Origin of the sequence: Mycobacterium sp. PO1, from assembly GCF_017312405.1 — a bacterium.
In the GTDB taxonomy this organism is placed as follows: Bacteria; Actinomycetota; Actinomycetes; order Mycobacteriales; family Mycobacteriaceae; genus Mycobacterium.
Genome location: NZ_BLTG01000061.1, coordinates 48300 through 68855, shown reverse-complemented (window position 1 = coordinate 68855; position 20556 = coordinate 48300). Strand labels below are relative to the sequence as shown.

The 20556-nt window shown below is 68.8% G+C and carries 21 protein-coding genes; 12 read left to right on the top strand and 9 right to left on the bottom strand.

Annotated elements, in window-relative coordinates; translation table 11 throughout:
* The 4 genes from infB to J3476_RS19680 form a co-directional block, all read left to right on the top strand.
* Nucleotides 1-2052 (top strand): translation initiation factor IF-2 (infB, locus tag J3476_RS19695; protein ID WP_207068049.1); only part of this gene is annotated, 2052 nt, incomplete at its 5' end.
* A gap of 33 nt (nt 2053-2085) precedes the next feature.
* Nucleotides 2086-2622, top strand: coding sequence for a 30S ribosome-binding factor RbfA (gene rbfA, locus J3476_RS19690; protein ID WP_207068048.1), 537 nt, complete (start codon nt 2086-2088; stop codon nt 2620-2622).
* On the top strand, nt 2585-3589 hold the full coding sequence (locus tag J3476_RS19685) for a bifunctional oligoribonuclease/PAP phosphatase NrnA (protein WP_207068047.1): 1005 nt from the start codon (nt 2585-2587) through the stop codon (nt 3587-3589). Before rbfA ends, J3476_RS19685 begins: the two co-directional genes overlap by 38 nt.
* The gene (locus J3476_RS19680; RefSeq protein ID WP_207068046.1) at nt 3582-4910 is read left to right on the top strand and encodes an MATE family efflux transporter; all 1329 of its coding nucleotides are present in this window, start codon (nt 3582-3584) and stop codon (nt 4908-4910) included. The genes J3476_RS19685 and J3476_RS19680 overlap by 8 nt, the downstream gene beginning before the upstream one ends.
* Before the next feature lie 71 nt (nt 4911-4981).
* On the opposite strand, the gene J3476_RS19675 is transcribed toward J3476_RS19680, so the two are convergent.
* Nucleotides 4982-5596: a class I SAM-dependent methyltransferase gene (locus tag J3476_RS19675; RefSeq protein ID WP_207068045.1), complete on the bottom strand. Its 615-nt coding sequence runs from the start codon at nt 5594-5596 to the stop codon at nt 4982-4984.
* On the opposite strand from J3476_RS19675, the gene J3476_RS19670 reads away from it, so the two are divergent.
* Nucleotides 5595-6068, top strand: coding sequence for a MerR family transcriptional regulator (locus tag J3476_RS19670; protein ID WP_286183371.1), 474 nt, complete (start codon nt 5595-5597; stop codon nt 6066-6068). The two genes, J3476_RS19675 and J3476_RS19670, sit on opposite strands and share 2 nt — an antisense overlap.
* Before the next feature lie 86 nt (nt 6069-6154).
* On the opposite strand, the gene J3476_RS19665 is transcribed toward J3476_RS19670, so the two are convergent.
* The 4 genes from J3476_RS19665 to J3476_RS19650 form a co-directional block, all read right to left on the bottom strand.
* A complete protein-coding gene (locus J3476_RS19665) occupies nt 6155-6985 on the bottom strand; it encodes an ABC transporter ATP-binding protein (protein ID WP_207068044.1) in 831 nt (276 codons plus the stop codon).
* 12 nt (nt 6986-6997) lie between these two features.
* The gene (locus J3476_RS19660) at nt 6998-8032 is read right to left on the bottom strand and encodes an ABC transporter substrate-binding protein (RefSeq protein ID WP_207068043.1); all 1035 of its coding nucleotides are present in this window, start codon (nt 8030-8032) and stop codon (nt 6998-7000) included.
* 46 nt (nt 8033-8078) lie between these two features.
* On the bottom strand, nt 8079-8960 hold the full coding sequence (locus tag J3476_RS19655; RefSeq protein ID WP_207068042.1) for an ABC transporter permease: 882 nt from the start codon (nt 8958-8960) through the stop codon (nt 8079-8081).
* A 135-nt stretch (nt 8961-9095) separates the two neighbouring features.
* Complete coding sequence (locus J3476_RS19650; RefSeq protein ID WP_207068041.1) at nt 9096-10121, bottom strand: LacI family DNA-binding transcriptional regulator; 1026 nt, start codon at nt 10119-10121, stop codon at nt 9096-9098.
* A 215-nt stretch (nt 10122-10336) separates the two neighbouring features.
* Between J3476_RS19650 and J3476_RS19645 the strand changes: the two genes are divergently transcribed.
* Genes J3476_RS19645 through J3476_RS19635 form a run of 3 tightly spaced genes read left to right on the top strand, consistent with a single transcriptional unit; the run spans nt 10337 to nt 13520 of the window.
* Nucleotides 10337-11500: a Gfo/Idh/MocA family protein gene (locus J3476_RS19645; RefSeq protein ID WP_207068040.1), complete on the top strand. Its 1164-nt coding sequence runs from the start codon at nt 10337-10339 to the stop codon at nt 11498-11500.
* Nucleotides 11497-12684 (top strand): dihydrodipicolinate synthase family protein, encoded by a 1188-nt coding sequence (locus J3476_RS19640; protein ID WP_207068039.1) that lies wholly within the window; start codon nt 11497-11499, stop codon nt 12682-12684. Before J3476_RS19645 ends, J3476_RS19640 begins: the two co-directional genes overlap by 4 nt.
* A complete protein-coding gene (locus J3476_RS19635; protein WP_207068038.1) occupies nt 12684-13520 on the top strand; it encodes a sugar phosphate isomerase/epimerase in 837 nt (278 codons plus the stop codon). The genes J3476_RS19640 and J3476_RS19635 overlap by 1 nt, the downstream gene beginning before the upstream one ends.
* A gap of 92 nt (nt 13521-13612) precedes the next feature.
* On the opposite strand, the gene J3476_RS19630 is transcribed toward J3476_RS19635, so the two are convergent.
* A complete protein-coding gene (locus tag J3476_RS19630) occupies nt 13613-14374 on the bottom strand; it encodes an enoyl-CoA hydratase (protein ID WP_207068037.1) in 762 nt (253 codons plus the stop codon).
* 44 nt (nt 14375-14418) lie between these two features.
* On the opposite strand from J3476_RS19630, the gene J3476_RS19625 reads away from it, so the two are divergent.
* Both J3476_RS19625 and J3476_RS19620 read left to right on the top strand, forming a co-directional pair.
* Entirely contained in the window at nt 14419-14685 is a 267-nt protein-coding gene (locus J3476_RS19625; RefSeq protein ID WP_163674290.1) for a DUF2277 domain-containing protein, read from the top strand.
* A gap of 77 nt (nt 14686-14762) precedes the next feature.
* Nucleotides 14763-15317: a DUF1802 family protein gene (locus tag J3476_RS19620; RefSeq protein WP_207068059.1), complete on the top strand. Its 555-nt coding sequence runs from the start codon at nt 14763-14765 to the stop codon at nt 15315-15317.
* Here J3476_RS19620 and J3476_RS19615 read toward each other — a convergent pair.
* Complete coding sequence (locus J3476_RS19615) at nt 15306-16958, bottom strand: CocE/NonD family hydrolase (protein ID WP_286183368.1); 1653 nt, start codon at nt 16956-16958, stop codon at nt 15306-15308. The two genes, J3476_RS19620 and J3476_RS19615, sit on opposite strands and share 12 nt — an antisense overlap.
* 30 nt (nt 16959-16988) lie before the next feature.
* Nucleotides 16989-17606 carry a TetR/AcrR family transcriptional regulator gene (locus J3476_RS19610; protein WP_207068036.1) on the bottom strand — a complete coding sequence of 206 codons (618 nt, stop codon included), beginning with the start codon at nt 17604-17606 and terminating at the stop codon, nt 16989-16991.
* Between the two features lie 40 nt (nt 17607-17646).
* Between J3476_RS19610 and J3476_RS19605 the strand changes: the two genes are divergently transcribed.
* On the top strand, nt 17647-18792 hold the full coding sequence (locus J3476_RS19605) for a sulfotransferase (RefSeq protein ID WP_207068035.1): 1146 nt from the start codon (nt 17647-17649) through the stop codon (nt 18790-18792).
* On the top strand, nt 18782-19846 hold the full coding sequence (locus J3476_RS19600) for a hypothetical protein (RefSeq protein WP_207068034.1): 1065 nt from the start codon (nt 18782-18784) through the stop codon (nt 19844-19846). The genes J3476_RS19605 and J3476_RS19600 overlap by 11 nt, the downstream gene beginning before the upstream one ends.
* On the opposite strand, the gene J3476_RS19595 is transcribed toward J3476_RS19600, so the two are convergent.
* On the bottom strand, nt 19840-20424 hold the full coding sequence (locus J3476_RS19595; RefSeq protein ID WP_207068033.1) for a DUF3558 domain-containing protein: 585 nt from the start codon (nt 20422-20424) through the stop codon (nt 19840-19842). The two genes, J3476_RS19600 and J3476_RS19595, sit on opposite strands and share 7 nt — an antisense overlap.
* Nucleotides 20425-20556: the final 132 nt, after the last annotated feature.

The following is a 20556-nucleotide window of genomic DNA, read 5'->3' as shown; positions in this document are numbered from 1 at the left end:
CCCGGCGGCGGCGGTCGTCCCGGCGGCGGTGGTGGCAACTACCGCGGCGGCGGACCCGGTGGAGGTCCCGGCGGCGGTGGCGGTGGTTTCCGCGGTCGCCCCGGCGGCGGCGGTCGTCCCGGTCAGCGCGGCGGTGCCGCGGGTGCGTTCGGACGCCCCGGTGGCGCACCCAAGCGGGGTCGCAAGTCGAAGCGGGCGAAGCGCGCCGAATACGAGAACATGCAGGCTCCGGTCGTCGGTGGCGTCCGGCTGCCCAAGGGCAATGGCGAGACCATTCGCCTGGCGCGCGGTGCGTCGCTGAGCGACTTCGCCGAGAAGATCGACGCCAACCCGGCCTCGCTGGTGCAGGCGCTGTTCAACCTCGGCGAGATGGTCACCGCGACGCAGTCTGTCGGCGACGACATCCTGGAACTGCTGGGCGGCGAGATGAACTACAAGGTTCAGGTCGTCTCCCCGGAGGACGAGGACCGCGAGCTGCTGGAGTCGTTCGACCTCACCTACGGCGAGGACGAGGGCGGCGAGGAGGACCTCGAGTTCCGCCCGCCGGTGGTCACCGTCATGGGTCACGTCGACCACGGCAAGACCCGGTTGCTGGACACCATCCGCAACGCCACCGTCCGCGAGGGCGAGGCCGGCGGCATCACCCAGCACATCGGCGCCTACCAGGTGTCGGTCGAGCATGACGGTGCCGAGCGGCCCATCACCTTCATCGACACCCCGGGTCACGAGGCGTTCACCGCCATGCGTGCGCGCGGCGCCAAGGCCACCGACATCGCGATCCTGGTGGTCGCCGCCGATGACGGTGTGATGCCGCAGACGATCGAGGCGGTCAACCACGCCCAGGCGGCAGAGGTGCCGATCGTGGTCGCGGTCAACAAGATCGACAAAGAAGGTGCCGACCCGTCGAAGATCCGCGGGCAGCTCACCGAGTACGGGTTGATTCCCGAGGAGTACGGCGGCGACACGATGTTCGTCGACATCTCGGCGAAGAACAATGTCAACATCGAGCAGTTGCTCGAGTCGGTGCTGCTGACGGCCGACGCTTCGCTGGACCTGCGGGCCAACCCGGACATGGAGGCCCAGGGCGTGGCGATCGAGGCGCACCTGGACCGCGGTCGCGGCCCGGTGGCCACCGTGTTGGTGCAGCGCGGCACGCTGCGCGTCGGCGACTCCATCGTCGCCGGCGACGCCTACGGCCGCGTGCGCCGCATGGTCGACGAGCACGGCGAGGACGTCGAGGAAGCGCTGCCGTCGCGGCCGGTACAGGTCATCGGTTTCACGTCGGTACCGGGCGCAGGCGACAACCTCCTGGTCGTCGACGAGGACCGGATCGCCCGGCAGATCGCCGACCGGCGCAACGCGCGTAAGCGCAACGCGCTGGCGGCCCGTGCGCGCAAGCGGATCAGCCTGGAGGACCTGGATTCGGCGCTGAAGGAGACCAGTCAGCTCAACCTCATCCTCAAGGGCGACAACGCCGGTACGGTCGAGGCGCTCGAAGAGGCGTTGCTGGGTATCCAGGTCGACGACGAGGTCGAACTGCGCGTCATCGACCGCGGTGTCGGTGGCGTGACCGAGACCAACGTCAACCTGGCGTCGGCCTCGGATGCGATCATCATCGGCTTCAACGTTCGTGCCGAGGGCAAGGCGACGGAGCTGGCCAACCGCGAGGGCGTGGAGATCCGGTACTACTCGGTGATCTACCAGGCCATCGACGAGATCGAGAGTGCGCTCAAGGGCATGCTCAAGCCGATCTACGAGGAGCGCGAGCTCGGCCGTGCCGAGATCCGGGCGATCTTCCGGTCGTCCAAGGTCGGCAACATCGCCGGCTGCCTGGTGCAGTCGGGCATCATGCGGCGCAACGCCAAGGCTCGGCTGCTGCGGGACAACGTGGTGGTCGCGGAGAACCTCACAGTGTCGTCGTTGAAGCGCGAGAAAGACGACGCCACCGAGGTCCGCGAGGGTTACGAATGCGGTCTGACGTTGACGTACTCCGACATCAAGGAGGGCGACGTCATCGAGACCTACGAGCTGGTCGAGAAAGAGCGGGTCTGAGTGGGACCCGAGACCGAAAGGTGAGCACGCGCCATGGCTGACCCCGCACGGGCGAAGCGGCTGGCCAAACGCATCTCCACGGTTGTCGCCTCGGCGATCGAGTACGAGATCAAAGATCCTCGACTCGCCGGGGTGACGATCACGGATGCCAAGGTCACCAACGATCTGCACGACGCCACGCTGTTCTACACGGTGTTGGGTCGCTCGCTGGACGAGGAGCCGGACTATCCGGGCGCGGCCGCCGCGCTGGAGAAGGCCAAGGGCGTGCTGCGGACCAAGGTGGGCGCCGCGACCGGGGTGCGGTTCACCCCGACGCTGGCGTTCGTCCGGGACACCGTGCCCGACGCCGCGCACCGCATGGAGGAGCTGCTGGCCCGTGCCCGGGCGGCAGATGAGGATTTGGCGAGAGTTCGTCAGGGTGCCAAGCACGCAGGCGAGGCGGACCCGTACCGTGTAAGCGGGGCGGAGGCAGCCGGGGGGCTCGAGGAGCCCGCCGGGGAACCGTGGGACGGGCCTGACGCTGAGGACATGGGTGACTTCGACACACTCGACGGCAGACGCGGCGACTGACGCGGTCGGCGCGCGGGTCGACGCTCGTGGCGCCGCTGAACTGCTGTCGTCGGCGGCGACGGTCAGCGTGGTCTGTCACGTCTTCCCCGACGCCGACACCATCGGGGCCGGTTTGGCGCTCGGTTTGGTGCTCGACCGGCTGGGCAAGGATGTCGAGGTCGGCTTCGCCGCGCCGGACGTACTCCCCGAGTCGCTGTGCTCGCTGCCCGGATGCCACCTGCTGGTGGCGCCGGAGGCGATGCGCCGCGACGCCGACCTTGTCGTCACCGTCGACATTCCCAGCGTGGACCGCTTGGGCGAGTTGCGTGAGCTCGCGGCCCCGGGTCGCAGCGTGCTGGTCATCGACCACCATGCGTCGAACCTGATGTTCGGCTCCGCGAACTACGTCGACCAGTCGGCGGACTCGACGACGATGCTGGTCGCCGAGCTGCTCGACGCCTGGGACATTCCGATCGACGCCGCGGTCGCGCACTGCGTGTACGCCGGGTTGACCACCGACACGGGATCGTTTCGGTGGGCCAGTGCGCGCGCGCACCGGCTGGCTGCGCGGCTGGTCGAGCTCGGCGTGGACAACGCGACTGTCAGCCGCACACTGATGGACACCCATCCGTTCGCCTGGTTGCCGATGCTGTCGCGGGTGCTCGGTTCGGCCCGCCTGATCGCCGACGCCGCCGGCGGGCGCGGATTCGTCTACGCGGTCGTCGACCACGACGAATGGGCCGCGGCGCGCTCCGAAGAGGTCGAGAGCATCGTCGACATCGTGCGCACCACCCGCCAGGCCGAGGTGGCGGCGGTGTTCAAGGAGATCAAGCCGCAGTTGTGGTCGGTGTCGATGCGGGCCAAGACGATCGACCTGGCCGCGGTCGCCACCACCTTCGGTGGCGGCGGCCATCGGCTGGCGGCGGGTTACACCACGGCCGGATCTGCCGCCGACGTGGTCGCGGCACTGCAGAGCGCGCTTGACTGACGCCCTCGAGCCGGCCACCAGCCGGCGTATCGCTGCGCTGGCGTTCCCGGCACTGGGCGTGCTGGCCGCCGAACCCCTGTACCTGTTGTTCGACCTGGCGATCGTGGGCCGCCTCGGCGCGGTCAGCTTGGCGGCTCTGGCCATCGGCGCGCTGATCATGGGCGTGCTGAGTTCGCAGCTGACGTTCCTGGCGTACGGCACCACCGCCCGCGCGGCTCGTTACTACGGGATCGGTGACCGCCGGGCCGCGATCGGCGAAGGCGTGCAGGCGACCTGGCTGGCGCTGGGGATCGGCACCGCGATCGTGCTGACGGTTCAACTCTTCGCCCGACCGCTGGTCTCGGCGCTGGCCGGCGCCTCGGCCGGCGGTGAGGTCGCCGACGCGGCAGTGCCCTGGGTGCGCATCGCCAGCCTGGCGGTACCGGCGATCCTCGTGGCGGCGGCGGGCAACGGCTGGATGCGCGGTGTCCAGGACACGGTGCGTCCGCTGCGCTATGTCGTGGTCGGATTCGCGCTGTCGGCGGTGTTGTGCCCGACGCTGGTCTACGGCCTGATGGGTGCCCCGGAGCTGGGTTTGGCAGGTTCTGCGGTGGCCAATGTCGTCGGCCAGTGGCTGGCCGCGGGACTGTTCATCCGGGCGTTGATCGTCGAGCGTGTCCCGCTCGGACTGCGGACGTCGGTGCTCAGGGCGCAAGTGGTGATGGGACGTGACCTGGTGTTGCGGACGATGGCGTTTCAGGCGTGCTTCGTCTCCGCCGGTGCGGTCGCGGCCCGCTTCGGCGCGGCGGCCGTGGCCGCCCATCAGGTGGTCCTGCAGCTGTGGAATTTCCTGGCATTGGTGCTGGATTCGCTGGCCATCGCGGCGCAGTCGCTGGTCGGTGCCGCCCTGGGGGCGGGTCAACTGACGCACGCGAAGTCGGTGGCCTGGCGGGTGACGGTGTTCTCGGCGGTCGCCGCGGCGGTACTGGCCGCGGTGTTCGCGCTGGGGTCGTCGGTGCTGCCGTCGGTGTTCACCGACGATCGCTCGGTGCTCGGCGAGATCAGTGTGCCGTGGTGGTACCTCGTGGCCCAGCTACCGATAGCCGGGGTGGTGTTCGCGATCGACGGCGTGCTGCTCGGAGCCGGCGACGCGAGGTTCATGCGTACAGCGACGTTGGTCAGCGCCCTCGTCGGGTTCCTGCCGCTGATCTGGTTGTCGCTGGCGTTCGGCTGGGGGCTGCTGGGCATCTGGTCGGGGCTGACCACGTTCATGGTGCTGCGGCTGGCGTTCGTCGGCTGGCGGGTGTTGTCCGGCCGCTGGCTGGTCGCGGGCGCCGGCTGACCCCATTTCGCCGAGCGCGCGCGTCTGCACGGCGACACGCCGACTTTGCCGTACCGCAGCGCGCGCCCGGATCAGGGCCGGCGGGCGCAGACCGCCCATACGGCCCGCTTGCCGGCCTGTCTCGTCGTCACGTCGACGTCGACCAAGCCGGCCGATGAACACAGCGCCGCGAAAGACTCGGCCTGCTGTGCCGTCCAGCCGTGGCTGGCATAACCCGTCGCCCCGGGTTCTGTCCGGCGCTCGATGGCCAGCAACCGCCCACCGGGGGCGAGCACGCGACGGATCTCGGTCAGTGCGGTGGGGACGTCCCGCCAATGGTGCACCGTCGCCAACGCCCAGACGTGGGTGGCGCAGGCGTCGGCGACCGGCAGCGCTTCGGCGCTGCCCTCGGCCCAGGTGGCGGCTTTGTCCCGGGTGACGGTGCGTGCCACGCGCAACATCGCGGCAGAGGGGTCGACGCCGGTGGCCCGGGCGCCCCGCCGGACCGCCGCGCGTACCGCGTTGCCCGGCCCGCAGCCGATGTCGACGACGTGGTCGCCGGCCGCCGGGCTGGTCAGCTCGCCGGCCAGAGCGGCACCGGCGCGGCCCGCAAGCAGGAACACCGCCGCGAACAGCGTGCCGGTGAGTCCGGCGAACCCAGGATGATCGCCGTGATGGTTGACCGGCATCGGTGTGGTGTCGTTCATGACGACGACCTTGCCGGTTCAAGTCGAGGTGAAGTCAAATGACGTCATGGACGCGATCACGATCGGCGAGGCCGCGACACGCTTGCAGATGAGGCCGTCGGCCTTGCGGTACTACGACGAGCGTGGCCTGGTGCGGCCCAAGGCCCGGCGAGCCGGGACCCGGATGTACGGAACCGAGGAGCTGCGACGACTGGCATTTCTGAAGATCGTTCACCGCCTGGGGGTTCCGCTCGACATCGCCGCAGCGGTGTTGGATGCGCCCAGCGAGCAGTGGCGCGACTCGGTCCGCGCTCAGCTGGCCGATCTCGACCGCGTCATCGCCCAAGCTCGCGCCGCGCAGCAGTTCCTCACCCACGCCCTGAACTGTCCGGCCGATCACCCCACACGGGAGTGCGCGACGATGACCGGTGCGCTCGACCGGCTGGTCGATGGCATGAGCGTGGAAGATTTGGCGGCCGAACAGATGCGATGACGCGCGGCGAGGGCGCGCGTCTGCACGCGACACACAGGTGTCGAGGTGAGCAGGCACGCGCCCACGCGCTGCCGGGGCGGGGTGGGTCAGTCGGCGGCCGAGGAGCTGCCGAGCAGTTCACGCACCCGGTTGGCCACCCGGATGAACTCGGGACGTTCCATCGTCTCGCCGTAGTCCCGCTCGGCGGGCAGGTCGACGTCGAGGGTCTCGATGATGCGGCCCGGTCGTGGGCCCATCACGACGACCCTGTTGGCGAGGTAGACCGCCTCGGCGACCGAGTGGGTCACCAGTACGACGGTGGTGCCGGTCTCGCGCCAGATGCGATGCAGCTCGACGTTCATCTTCTCCCGGGTCAATGCGTCGAGCGCCCCGAACGGTTCGTCCATCAGCAGCACCCGGGGCTGGTGCAGCAGCGCGCGGCACAGCGAGACACGTTGCTGCATACCGCCGGAGAGCTCGTGGGGGAGGGCCTGCTCGAATCCGGTCAGACCGGTCATCTCGATCAGCTGGTCGCAACGCTGCTGGGCAGCCTGGCGGGGCATGCCGCGCATCTCGGCCTGCAGCAGGATGTTCTTGCGTACCGACCGCCACTCCAGCAGCGCTGCCCGCTGAAACACATAGCCGATCTCGCGTTGCGGCCCCTGCACCGGGGTCCCGCGCAGGCGCACGTCTCCGGAGGATGCGTCGGTCAGCCCGGCGACCACCTTCAGAAGCGTGGACTTGCCACATCCCGAAGGTCCGGCGATCGCGACGAACTCGCCGTCAGCGACCCGCAGATCGATGTCCTCCAGCGCGGTCACCGTGGCCCGCTTCGAGGAGAACGTCACGGTCAGACCGTCGATCGCGATCACGTCGGAGGACTCGGTGGTGTCGCTTTTCACTGGGTTACCCGCCGGGGTGATGGTTGCGGTGGTCATGTCCAGGATCTCCTACTGCTGTCCGTCGGGCGCGAAGGACGAATCCCAGTACTCGGCAGGGTCTTTGGCACTCTCCAGCAGCCCGGCCTCGTTGAGGGTGGCGATGGTGGTCTCCCAGTCCTCCTTGGCGTTGTTGCCCGGTGCCTGATCGGCGGTGGCCGGTGTGGACAGCAACGGGATGGTCTGCTGCCACTGCTGCAGCAGCACCTCGCGCGGCGGCATCTGAGGGTCTTTGCCAGCCATCGCGTCGACGGCAGCCTCCGGGTTCTCGGTGGCCGCCGCGAATGCCTCGCTGGTGGCGTCGACCATCGCCTGCACCAGTTCTGGGTTGTCGGCGATCATGGCGTTGTTGACGATCAGACCGTTGCTGTAGAAGTTCAGGCCGGCATCGGAATAGCGCAGGTAGCGCACCTCGCGGCCACTCTTGTCGGCGATCGTCGGACCCTGGTCGTGGGCGAAGCCGATCAACCCGTCGACGCGGCCCGACAGCATCGCCGCCATCTTGCCGGCGGCGTCGAGACTCTGCTGGGTCACCTGATCCTCGGGCACCCCGACCTTGTCCAGATAGATCGGGAAGGTCGTGGTGGGCGCATCACCGGCGGACACCGCGATGGTGCGGCCCGCGAGGTCCTGGGGGTCGTCGATACCCGAGTCGGCGAACACCTGCACCGCTGAGGGCGTGGTCTGCAGGAAGACTCCCGCGCTCTTGACGTCGACGCCCTTGTCGATGTTGCTCAGTACGGCAGGGGTGTCGGCCCACCCGAAGTCCGCCTGGCCGGTGCCGATCGCCTGCACGGTCTTGGTGGATCCCTGTCCGGCGTCGATGGTCAGGTCGATGCCGTGGTCGGCGAAGATGCCTTCCTGCACGCCGTAGTAGAAGGGTGCGTGTTCGCCGTAGGGGTACCAGTTGAGCATCAGCGTCGCCGGGGTGGCGGAACCGTCGGCGGCGGGAGCGTTGTCGGGGCTGCTGCCGCCACAGGCCGACAGGGTGAGCAGGGCCGTGGTGGCGGCGATGGCGGCCGTGGTGCGGCGGCGGGGGAAGGACATGAGGAACTCCTGGAGAGGTCGTGGATGGGTCGGTTTCGGTTACCGGTCAGGCGCCGGTGGTCGCGGAACTGGCGGTGCGGCGCGAGGAATGCCAGGGGATGAGCAGTTTCTCGGCGATCTCGATGATCGCGAAGAGGACGATGCCCAGAACCGACATGATGATCAGGGCGGCGAACAGCATTGCGGTGTCGACGTTTCCGTTGGCCTGCAGGATGACGTAGCCCAGACCTTCGTTGGCGCCGACGAATTCGCCGACGACCGCGCCGGTGACCGCGAGGGTGGCAGCCACCTTCAACCCCGACATCAGCTGCGGCAACGAGGCCGGGAACCTGATCTTCATGAAGGTCTTGAGTCGGCTGGCGCCCATGGTCGAGCTCAGTTCGAGGATCTCGGGGTCGACCGAACGGAGGCCGGCGAGACCGGAGATGACGATCGGGAAGAAGGCCATCAGCACGGCGACGAGAATTTTGGGCGACGGACCGAAACCCAGCCAGACGACGAACAGCGGTGCGATCGCGATCTTGGGGATCACCTGGGCGAAGAGGATCAGCGGATAGACGGTCTTCTCCAGGCTCGCCGAGTACACCATGATCACCGCGACCAGTTCGCCGACGACCGCCGCGATGACGAACCCGACCACGGTCTCCCACGTGGTGACCCAGGTGTTCTGGGCGAGGTAGGCCGCGTTCTGTTGCGCGGTGTGCCAGGTGTCGATCGGGGACGGGAGGATGTAGGGGGCGACGAGCTCGGCCGCGGTGACGGCCCACCAGCCGGCGAGCAGGACGATCACCAGCGCGGCCGGACGCCACAGGCTGGCTGCGGCGCGCCGGGCGGAGAACGACGGCCGCCACGAGCGTGTCGAGCGGGAAGGGGCCGGAGGGGGTCCCGATGAGGAGGGGCGCACGCCGGCCGATGCGGTTACCGCCATGGAAATGTCCTAAGTTCGCAGGAGCTCGAGCCGAGCGACTCGACTGGGAATGCGCTTTCCGAAGCGATTCCGTCCCTAACGTGACTCAGCGCACACTGTCAACGTCGGCGGCGCCGCCGATGCGCGGGCTTTTCGTCACGGTAGGCGGGTGCTGTCCCGCAGGACCACCTGGCCTGGGACACGTTCGCGCAGGTCATCGCTGCCCGAGTGCAGGGCGAGCTGCACGGCTTGGGCGCCGATGGCTTCCAGTGGCAGCACCACCGTGGTCAGGCTGGGAGTGTGGTCGCGCAGCGTCGGGATGTCGTCGAAGCCGGCGACGCAGACGTCCCGCGGCACGACCAGGCCCATCTCCCGCCACGCCGCGATGGCGCCGATCGCCATCACGTCGGTGACCGCGAAGACGCAGACCGGCGTGGCGCCACTGTCGGGCCGCAGCTGCAGCGCCGCGGCCAGGCGTCGGGCTGCGGCGTAACCACCGTCGCGGGTGAACGGCCCGGACACCTCGACCATTGTCGTCAGGCCACGCCGGCTCAGTGCCTCGACGAAGCCGTTGCGTCGGTCGACCGCGGTGCGGATGTTGCCCGGGCCCCCGATCACCGCGAACTGCGTGTGCCCGGCCTCGGCCAGCGCGTCGGCCAACTGGCCGGAGGCGCAGTGGTTCTCGGGCTCGACCGCCGAACCGAAGGCCAGCGGTTGGCCGATCACCACCACGCGTCCACCGTTGGCCCGGTAGTAGTCGAACTCGGCCTCCAGGGCGCGGTCGAGGTCTCCGCTCTGGCGCGATCCGGCCAGCACGATCGCATCCGCGCGGTGGGAGATGAACGTGCTCACCGATTCGCGTTCGATGTCGAAGTCGCGGTCGGTGCTGGCCAGCAGCACCTGCTTGCGGGCGGTCCGGGCCGCGGTCTGCACACCGCGCACGATGGAGGAGAAGTACGGGTCGGCGATGTCGTGCACGATCAGGCCCAGAAGGCCGGTGGAGGCCCGCGCCAGGGCCTGGGCCTGCGCATTCGGCTTGTAGCCCAGTTCTCGCGCAGCGGCACGGACGCGATCGGCGACTCCCTCGCCGGGGATCCTCGTCGACCCGTTGAGCACCCGCGACGCGGTGGCCTGGGACACGCCGGCGCGCGCCGCTACATCCTGCAGTCTGACCGCCGCCATCGCTGCCGCTCCTGAACTCGCCGAATGCTCGTCGTTTGTCGTGGAGCCCATCCTGGGTTGACCGCGACGTGCGCACAGCTTACCGTGGAAAGCGCATTCCGAAGTGCTGACACCACGCACCCTCGTCGCCGAGGCGCGCACCGGTGCAGGTCACCCGACAGCACATGCCGTGACGGCCTCGTCCGTCGCCGCCTTTCCAGACAGGGAACTCCCAGATGACTTCAGCGACTTCGCCGCGCAGAACGCTGCGCATCGCGATGAACGGCGTGACCGGACGGATGGGCTACCGCCAGCATCTGCTGCGCTCCATACTCCCGCTCCGCGATGCCGGCCTGGTCCTCGAGGACGGCACGCGGGTGGCCGTCGAGCCCATCCTGGTCGGCCGCAACGCCGACAAGGTCGCCGACCTGGCCGCCGAGCACGGGGTTCAGGAATGGACCACCGACGTGACCGCGGTGATCACCGATCCCACGGTCGACGTCTACTTCGACGCTCAGGTGACGTCCCGGCGTGTGGAGGCGCTGTCGGCGGCCATCAAGGCCGGCAAGCACGTCTACACCGAGAAGCCGACCGCCGAAACGCTGACCGAGGCCATCGAACTGGCTCGGATGGCGCACAATGCCGGTGTCGTCGCGGGTGTCGTGCACGACAAGCTCTACCTACCCGGGCTGGTCAAGCTGCGTCGCCTGGTCGACGAGGGATTCTTCGGGCGAATACTGTCGATGCGCGGGGAGTTCGGTTACTGGGTGTTCGAGGGCGACGGGCAGCCCGCTCAGCGGCCGAGTTGGAACTACCGCTCCGAGGACGGCGGCGGCATCACCGTCGACATGTTCTGCCATTGGAATTATGTGATGGAGGGACTGCTGGGCGCGGTGCGAGCCGTCACCGCCCGCGCGGTCACCCACATTCCCAGGCGGTGGGACGAAGCGGGCCACGCGTATTCGGCTACCGCCGACGACGCTGCGTACGGCATCTTCGAGATCGACGGTGACATCGTCGCCCAGATCAACTCGTCCTGGGCGGTGCGGGTGTACCGCGACGAACTCGTCGAATTCCAGATCGACGGAACCCACGGTTCGGCCGTGGCCGGATTGCGGCGTTGTGTGGCCCAGCAGCGTGCACACACCCCGAAACCCGTATGGAATCCAGATCTCCCGGTCACCGAGCGATTTCGTGACCAGTGGCTCGAGGTTCCCGCGAACGCCGATCTGGACAACGGTTTCAAGTTGCAGTGGGAGGAGTTTCTGCGCGACGTGCTCGCCGAGCGGCCACACCGCTTCGGGTTGCTCTCGGCCGCCCGCGGTGTGCAGTTGGCCGAGCTCGGTCTGAGGAGCTCAGCCGAGGGCCGCCGGCTCGAAGTTCCGGAGATCGTGCTGTGACCGCGAGCGTCACCTCCGCCTCGGTCGTGTTGCCGATCGACGGGGAGCTCGACCGTTACCAGCTGGGCGAGCCAGGCGACTGGCGCCGGCCCCAGGCGCCCATCACGTCCCGGATCGCCTACGCGGCAGCGCATGTGGTGCCGAATGTGCTCGGCGACAACACGCCCGGTGCGCCCGCCGACGTCGACTGGGACGCCACCCTGTCCTACCGCCACGAGCTGTGGTCCTACGGACTCGGGGTCGCCGACGCGATGGACACCGCGCAGCGCGGTATGGGCCTGGACTGGCCGGCGACCAGGGAACTGATCACCCGCTCGGGACGCGAGGCCGCCGCGGTGGGTGGTCGGTTGGCCTGTGGTGCCGGCACCGATCAACTCGCGGCGCAGAACGTGCCCACCGGGGCGCGCGGTCTGTCGGTCATCACCGATGCCTACCGGGAACAGGTCGATGTGGTCACCGAAGCGGGCGCGAACGTGATCCTGATGGCGTCGCGTGCGCTGGCGCGGGTCGCCTCCTCGCCCGAGGACTATCTGTCGGTCTACGGCACCCTGCTCGCTGAAGCCGACGGTCCCGTGATTCTGCACTGGCTCGGGGAGATGTTCGATCCGGACCTGCGCGGCTACTGGGGAAGTGCCGACCTCTACAGCGCCACCGCGACATTCGAGGCGCTGGTGCGGCAGCACGCCGACAAGATCGACGGGGTGAAGGTGTCGCTGCTGGACGCCGCGCATGAGGTGGCGTTGCGCCGCGCGCTCCCCGAAGGGGTTCGGCTCTACACCGGTGACGACTTCAACTATCCCGAGTTGATCATGGGCGACGGACAGCATCATTCCGATGCGCTGCTGGGTGTCTTCGCGGCGATCTTCCCGGCCGCCTCGACTGCGCTGCAACACCTGGACGCCGGCGACAGCACCGCGGCCCGGCGGATTCTCGAGTCGACCAGCGCGCTCGGTCGGCATCTGTTCGCCGCGCCCACCTTTTACTACAAGACGGGTATTGCATTCCTGTCGTGGCTCAACGGCCGCCAGCGAGGCTTCAGTCTGATCGGCGGGCTGGCCAGCGGGCGGTCGGTCACCCACCTCAGCGAAGCCTTTGTGCTCGCAGACCGCGCCGGTCTGCTGGCCGACCCGGAGCTCGCCGCCGATCGGATGCGAACGTTCCTCGCGCTCAACGGAGTCGGCTGATGTCCGCCTGGTGCGACCGGCTGTCGTTGAACACCATGACCACCAAGGGCTGGACACTGCGGGAAGCGGTCGAGGCCACCGCCTCGGCCGGTCTGCCTGCGATCGGGGTGTGGCGTGACCGGGTCGCCGAGGCCGGCGTCGACGAGGCTGCGAAGATCGTGCGTGACAACGGTCTTCGGGTGTCCACGCTGTGCCGTGGCGGATTCCTGACCGGAGTCGAGAATTCGGGCGCCATCCTCGACGACAACCGGCGCGCCATCGACGAGGCCGCCGCGCTCGGCACCCGCGAGCTGGTGATGGTCGTCGGCGGGCTGGCCGGGCGTGATCTCGTCGGTGCCCGCGCCCGGGTCGCCGAGCGCCTCGCCGACCTCGTTCCCTACGCGGTCGACCGTGACGTGCGGTTGGCGCTCGAACCCCTGCACCCCGTCTTCTGCGCCGAACGGGCAGTCATCAGTACCCTCGGCCAGGCATTGGAGCTGGCCGCCCCGTTCCCGGCGCATGCCGTCGGCGTCGTCGTCGACACGTTCCACGTGTGGTGGGATCCCGGGCTGGCCGAGTCGGTGGCCCGGGCCGGGGCCGCCGACCGGATCAGCAGCTACCAGATCTGCGACTGGCTGGTGCCGATGGCGGCCGATCCGCTGGTGTCGCGCGGGATGATGGGCGACGGCGTCATCGACTTCGCCGCGATCAGCGCCCTGGTCGATCAGGCCGGCTATCGGGGAGACATCGAGGTCGAGATCTTCAACGAAACCGTCTGGGCCACCGAGGGCCTCGCGGTCTTGGACACCATGAAGGAGCGCTACCGGGATCTGGTCTGGCCGTCGCTGCGGAACTGAGCGACATGGCGGGCGCGTCGACGGTCGACCGGCGCGCCACGACACGCCCGCGCCTACTGTGCAGACGTGCGCCTTCGCGGTGCGAGACGGGGCTAACGCACCTGTGAGCGGCCCCGCTCGATGACCGAGCCGCGACTGGCAGCGATGTCATCGCCGCTGGTGGACTTCATCCACTCCCGCGCCGACGCGGCCTCCATCCACAGCCCGGTGCTGTTCTGGGCCTCGTCGATCTGGTGATACGACGCCATCAGCGCCCGCACCGCCTTCTGGTTGTTGCCGACGATCGACGCCGCGATCCGGCGCGCGGTGTCGAGCAGCTCGGCATGCGGCACGACCTGGGTCACCAGCCCGGTGCGCAGCGCCTCGTCCGCCGACAGGTAGTCACCGGTCATGCTCATCCGCCGGGCCATACCGACCCCGACCTTCTGCGGCAGCCGCACCGACAGACCCCAGGTCGGGAGCAGGCCGACCCGGGCATGGGTGTCGGCGAAGCGCGCCTGGTCGGAGGCGATGAGGATGTCGCAGTACAGCGCGATCTCCAGGCCCCCGGTGACGGCCGCGCCGTTGATCGCGCCGATCACCGGCTTGGTCATCGGCGGCCAATTCGGGGAGATGTCGGGCAGCTCGGTGGTGTCGCCGAGTTCCTTGAGGTCCAGTCCGGCGCAGAACACCGGGTCGGCCCCGGTGAGGATGACGACGTCGACGTCATCGTCGCTCTGAGCTTCGCGCAGTGCCGCGAACAGCCCGGTGCGCAGCGCCGCCGACAGCGCGTTGCGGGCCCCGGGCCGATTCAGGGTCAGCGTGCGGATTCGGTCGGTCGTCTCGACCAGCAGGACATCGGACGTTTCGGTCATCCGCTCACCGTATCGACACCCGTCAAGCGCCTATCGTGGAGGTCATGTGCCGAAACATCACCGAGCTGCGCGGGCTGCAACCGGCGGCCACCGCCGTGGAGATCGAGGCCGCGGCGCGCCAGTACGTCCGTAAGGTCAGCGGCATCACCAAGCCGTCGGCGGCCAACGTCGACGCGTTCGAGACCGCGGTCGCCGAGGTCACTGCGACCACGGAACGCTTGCTGGCCGGTCTGGCTCCGCGCAGGCAGCCGCCGAAAACGGTTCCACCGCTGCGCCGCCCGGAGGTCCGGGCGCGCCTCGGCCTGGCATGACCGGCGAGGCCAGGCCGATCTCCGGGCCGATGTCGGCGTCGACGCCGGCGCCGGTCTCGAAGCCGGCCTCCGGGCCGATGTCGGCGCCGACTCCGGCGCTCAAGGAGTGGAGCGCGGCCATTCATGCCCTCCTCGACGGCAGGCAGACGCTTCTGCTGCGTAAGGGCGGCATCCACGAGAAGCGGTTCGAGGTCGCCGCGTCGCGATTCCTGCTGTTCCCGACGATCGCACACAGCCACGCCGAGCGGGTGCGGCCCGAGCATCGCGACCTGCTAAAGGAGTCGGCGCGCGACAGCACCGACGACGAGGTGCTGGTGCGTGCCGGCGCCCGCGTGGTCGCCGTCGTCGAGGTCCGCCGCCCGGAGAACCTCGAACAGCTCGCGTCGCTGCACATCTGGACCGACGAGTCGGTCCGCGCCGACCGGCTGGACTTTCGCCCCCGGCACCGGCTCACCGCCGTGGTGGTGTCGGCGGCGGCGTTACGTGAGCCGGTGCGTTTGCAGCGCACCCCGGATTACCGCGGCTGCGCGAGTTGGGTCCAGCTGCCGGTGCGACCGGACTGGGCGGACCCGGTGCACGACGAGACCGTCCTGGAGGGGATCGCCGACCGGGTGCGTGGCTCAGTCGGTTGACGGTGGCCGGCTGTCAGCCGGCAGGACCAGGCGTGATTCGCCGCCGAGACGCACGGTGTGACGTGCCGTCGCCAGCGCGGTGCCGGTGGCGACGGACTCGCCGGTGCCCAGGTTGCGCACGAAACGCGGGTGCGACCCGCCCGCGATGAGCACCCGGATCCGGGCGCCTGCCGGAAAGGTGTGCGCGACGGCGTCGAGTTCGAGGCGCACCGTGCCGGTGTCGGGTGCTGAAGCCAGGTAGCCGTCGCTGATGTTCCGCGACCGGCCCTGCGCGTCCACCTGGCTGAGCCGGACGAAGACATCGTTGTTCGGGTTGGAACAGGAGTGCGACAGGTCCACGACCGGGGCGCCGACAACACACAGGTCGGTGGGTAGCGGCGCACTGGTGAAGGTCAGCACATCGGCGCGGCGCGCCAGTTCGGTGTCGTCGCGGTAACCGCCGACGGGGGACAGCAGCCGTCCTCCGACCGTCGGGGTCGGGTCGGCGGGGTTGTAGACGAAGACCTCGTCACCGCCCTGGGCCGGCGCGGCGCCGGCCAGACCACCGCCGGGCTGCAGGTAGAGCACCTGCTCGGGCATCGGCGGCGGCCAGTCCGCGAGCTCCAGCCAGCCCTGCCCACCGACATGCACACGCACCGGGCTGGGGCGTTGGGAGGGCTGATCACCCAGATGGGTACCGAGCCAGTCCAGCGTCTCGCGGATGACCGTCGGAGCGGCCTTGGTCATCATGTGTCCGTGGGTCCACGGCCCGACGGTCAAGCCGACGGGTACGTCGCGGTCGCGCAACCTGGCGAACTGGGTCAGGGTCTGTTCGAGGAACAGATCCTGCCAACCGGACAGCAGCAGCACCGGAATGTCCGTGCGCTCCAGAGCCTCTCGTAGATGCAGCCGCGTCCAGAACTCGTCGTCGGCGTCGGGGTGCTCGAGCCAGGACTCGAACCACAGCGCACCGTCACCGAGCAACGCGCGGCTCGCTTCGCCCAGCGGCAGACCATAGGACGCGCGCGTCACACGGCGTTGCGCCCGCGCCTGCCGAAGCAGGGTCAGCAGCCGGTTGGGATCCTCCTGATGGGCGACCAGGTCGCTCCAGCCGAGGAAGTCGTTGAGGCCGAACGACCCTGTGCCCCAACGTGGCCCGCTGACGTCGTGCGGACCGACCGTGATCACCGCCGCCTTCATCTCCGGTGGCGGATCGCTGAGCAGCGCCCACTGGGTGAAGCCAAGATACGACAGTCCGACGGTGCCGAAGGTGCCGGTGAACCAGGTTTGTTCACGCAGCCACGCGACGGTGTCGGCGCCGTCGGGGATCTCGTGCACCATCGGCGAGAACTCGCCGCCCGAACCGAACGTGCCCCGCACGCTCTGCACCAGCACGTGATAGCCGCGGGCGGCGTAGACCGAGCCGAACAGCGCCGCGAACGGGAAGCTGCGCCCGTAGGGGCCACGCACCAGCAGCGTGCCAGCCGGGGTGGCGAGCTGCGGCTCGTAGTGGTCGGCGATCAGGTCGACGCCGTCGCGCATCGGAACACGCAGGCCGCGGTGGACGACGACACCCGACGTCGGTTCGGGCAACCCGAGCACCTTGCCCAGCGTGCGTCCGATCCGGGCCGCCATCCCGCGAGGCGGTGTCGGCTCGGTCATAGCCGGCGTTGTCGCGTTCACCCCGACAGGCTACGCAAGAGGTGACTGCCCGCCGTCGATTGCCCGAACCATCTTGGCGATCAGCCAGCGCATCGCCTGGGACGCAGTGGAACCCTCCAGGCCCCACACCCCGACCATGCGCTCGTAGGCCTCGACGTTCCAGAGCAGGTCCAGAAGCGCCGCGGCGGCCCGTTGCTCGGTGTCACTCCACTGCGCCGCGGCGGTGGCCACCGCCGACTGCAGCGCCGCGCGACGACGCTCGTCGACGGTGTTGAACGTGGGATCGTCGGTCGCCTGCGCCGATCGCCGAACCGAGAACCGCTGCAGGGATGCGAAAATCCGGGTCGTCACTTCGTCCAAGGTGGTCAGGTCGATGTCCTCATAGGAGATTCCCGCCTCGTCTTCGAGCCGTTGCATCACCGCGTCGTGCAGCAGTTGCTCGGAGGGGAAATGGCGATAGACGGTCCGTTCGCCGACCGCGGCGCGTTCGGCCACCGCCTTGAACGTGAGCCCCTGCCAGTTCCAGCTCTCGAATTCGTGGACCAGCTCGCTACCGGCGGCCACGATCTTGTCGCGGGTCTGATCAGCTTTTTGCCGACGGCTGGTGTTGTCGTAGTTCCGCCGCGGAGGGATTGACGAACCGCTCATAATCGTGACAGCTTACTGTCACGAAAGTGGGAGGCAAACGATGGCCGCATCGCAGGTGTCGTCGGACGAGTTGCTCGGTGCTGCGATGCGACAGACCGGTCTCGCCGATTTCGGCGACGACTGCTTTCGTGAGGGTCTGGAGATCCTCTTGCGTGCCCTGGCCGCCGAGGCCAAGCTCAACACCCGGGGCGAGGCCTACATCTACGACCGCATCCGGCTGTTGCTGTGCCAGCGGTTGCAGGTGGAGGACTGGCTCGCCCGATACCCAGAGATTGCCGACCAGCCCGTGACCGCGCCGGTGTTCGGCCTGGGATTGCCCCGTACCGGATCGACAGCCCTGTCCTTCCTCCTGGCCCAGGACCCCGGCGTCCGCTATCTACGCCTCTGGGAGTCGACTCGGCCGTGCCCGCCGCCGTCCACCGTGCTCGGCGACGATCCCCGCATCCCGGCCGGGCAGCGGCCCGTTGTGGTCGGCAGCAGACACCACGTGCCCAGCGACACACACGGCCCGACGGAGTGCCTGGATCTGATGGCACTGAATTTCACTTCGCAGATCTTCCAGGCCTTCGCGCAGATCCCCTCCTACTCTCGGTGGCTGCTCCACAGTGCCGATCTCACGCCTACGTACCGCTACGAGCGCAGGGTCCTGCAGTTGCTGCAGTGGGGCGAACCCACCAGACCGTGGCGACTGAAGACGCCCGCCCACATGACTTCTGTATCCCAATTGGACCGCGTCTTCCCCGACGCGCGCTTCGTCATGACGCACCGCGACCCCACCGACGTGATGCTCTCGGTGGCCGATGTCTACGCCGACATAGTCAGCGGGTTCAGCGACCACGTCGATCGTCCTTACCTCGGTGAGCTCAATGTGGAGGTGTGGTCGACCGCGGTGGCCCGCACCATGGAGTTCCGGGCGAACGGCGGAGATGCCCGCTTCTACGACATCGACTTTCGCGACATGCAGGTCGATCCCGTCGGCGAGGTGCGCCGCCTCTACGACTGGCTCGAAGTGCCGGTCTCCGAAGAGTTCGAGCATCGGATGGCTGTGTGGTGGCACGCCAACGCCGAGAGCCAGGACCCTCACCCGAAGCGCGACCCCGGGGATTTCGGCCTTGATGTCGACGTGATTCGGCCGCGATTCGCCACCTATGTCGACACCTATCTCAGGAGTAGCGATGACCACTGACCTCGCCGGCGGAATCGACGCCGGTCGCGAGTACGTGTTCGCCGAGCGGCCGGATGACCCCGAGATGCGGGACTCGGTCAGCTTCTGGGTGTTCGACGACAGCGGTGCGGTCGGCCTGCCGCGCATCGGCATCGAGGCGGTCGCGGCGCACTGGGGGAGCCACCAGATCCAGGTCAACCTCGCCTTCCCCGATGGTCGGGTGTACCGGTTGCGCGACAACGCCCCGGCCCGTTCGCCGTTCGCGCCCGACGGCACGCCCGCGGTGCTGGGCGCGGGCCCGATCGCGTTCAGGTGCGTCGAGCCGTTCGACGTCTGGACCGTGGCCTTCGACGGTCACGCGATTCAGACCACGTCGGCCGACCTGATCGCTGGACGCAAGACCGGCCCACTGGTGAACCTGCGGTTCGCCATCGAGGCCAGGATGGCTGCACCGCCGTGGGTGCAGGGTGCGTTGCGGACTGACGCGGATACGCAACTCAAGACGTCGATCGCCGGTGACCTGATGGGCGGGCCCCGCTACGAACAGTTGTTCCGCGCTGCCGGGTCGGTCGAGGTGGCCGGCGAGTGTCACGACCTCACGGGGAGCGGACTGCGGATCCGCCGCCAAGGGGTGCGCCGGCTGGAGGGATTCTGGGGGCACTGCTGGCAGTCGGCGCTGTTCGGCAGCGGTCGGGGCTTCGGTTATATCGCCTATCCGCCCCGGCCCGACGGAGAGCCGACGTTCAACGAGGGCTATCTGTTCGACGGCGACGGACCACTGATTCCGGCGCGGGTGGTGTCGGCGCCGTGGCTGTCTCGGCTGCAATCCGTGGGCGAAGACGTATCGCTGGTCCTCGAGACCGAGCGCGGGACCGTCCGGATCGCGGGGGAGACGGTGCTGTCGAACCATGAGATCACCGACCCGAAGGATGTGCCGCCCGATGTCCTCGCCACGATGGCCAACTGGACGTTCCCGGCGTTGCAGCAGGCCGGCGTGCGGTATCGCTGGGACGACGAGGAGACGATCGGGATGCTGGAGCGGTCCATACCCCGCGAGCAGCTTGGGAATCAGTAGATGTAGAACGGGCTCAGTTCATGCGCGCGCTGCAGGTTCGTCTGCATGCAGTCCGGGTCGGGCTCGGAGTAGATCGGCGAGTAGAACAGCGATTGCTGGATGACGCCGTAGCTGGTCTTGAATGCCACCATGCAGGTGATCCACCAGCGGTTGTTCCAGTCGGTGGGCTTCATCACCCAGTACTGCGCCGCGCGATGGCCGTTGATGTCGAGTTCGACCGCGTCGGCCGGCAAGGTCTGTTCGAAGGTCCGCCAGACGAACGCCTCGACGGCCATCTGGTAGTTCCCGGCGTCGTACTTGCAACGCAGACTGTCCTCGGGCGTGGGCGGGGTGAAAGCCAGGCCGATGCGCTGGACCACGTCCAACGGGATGTCCCGGCAGGGATCGAAGGGATCCGGGTCGACGAGGTCGATCACCGGATACTTGATGGTCGTCGACACCGCCGGCAACGGCGCGCCGGTCGCACGCAGTTCGACCCGGTCGCCGGCCACCGGGCCGGCCGGAGTCGTCTGCCAGACCACCACCACCGCGGCGACCAGCGCACACAGCGCCGAGAAGAGCCGCAGTTTGGCGACCATCGCACCCCCTCGAGGTTCCGGGCCGGTGAGATGTCCGGTCCCGCTCGCATTCGTCCGTCCTGCGGGGCAGTGTAACGGCCGCCACGCGCCGGGGGACCGGAAGCCTAGAACACGTTCTAGTTGCCCGGCGAA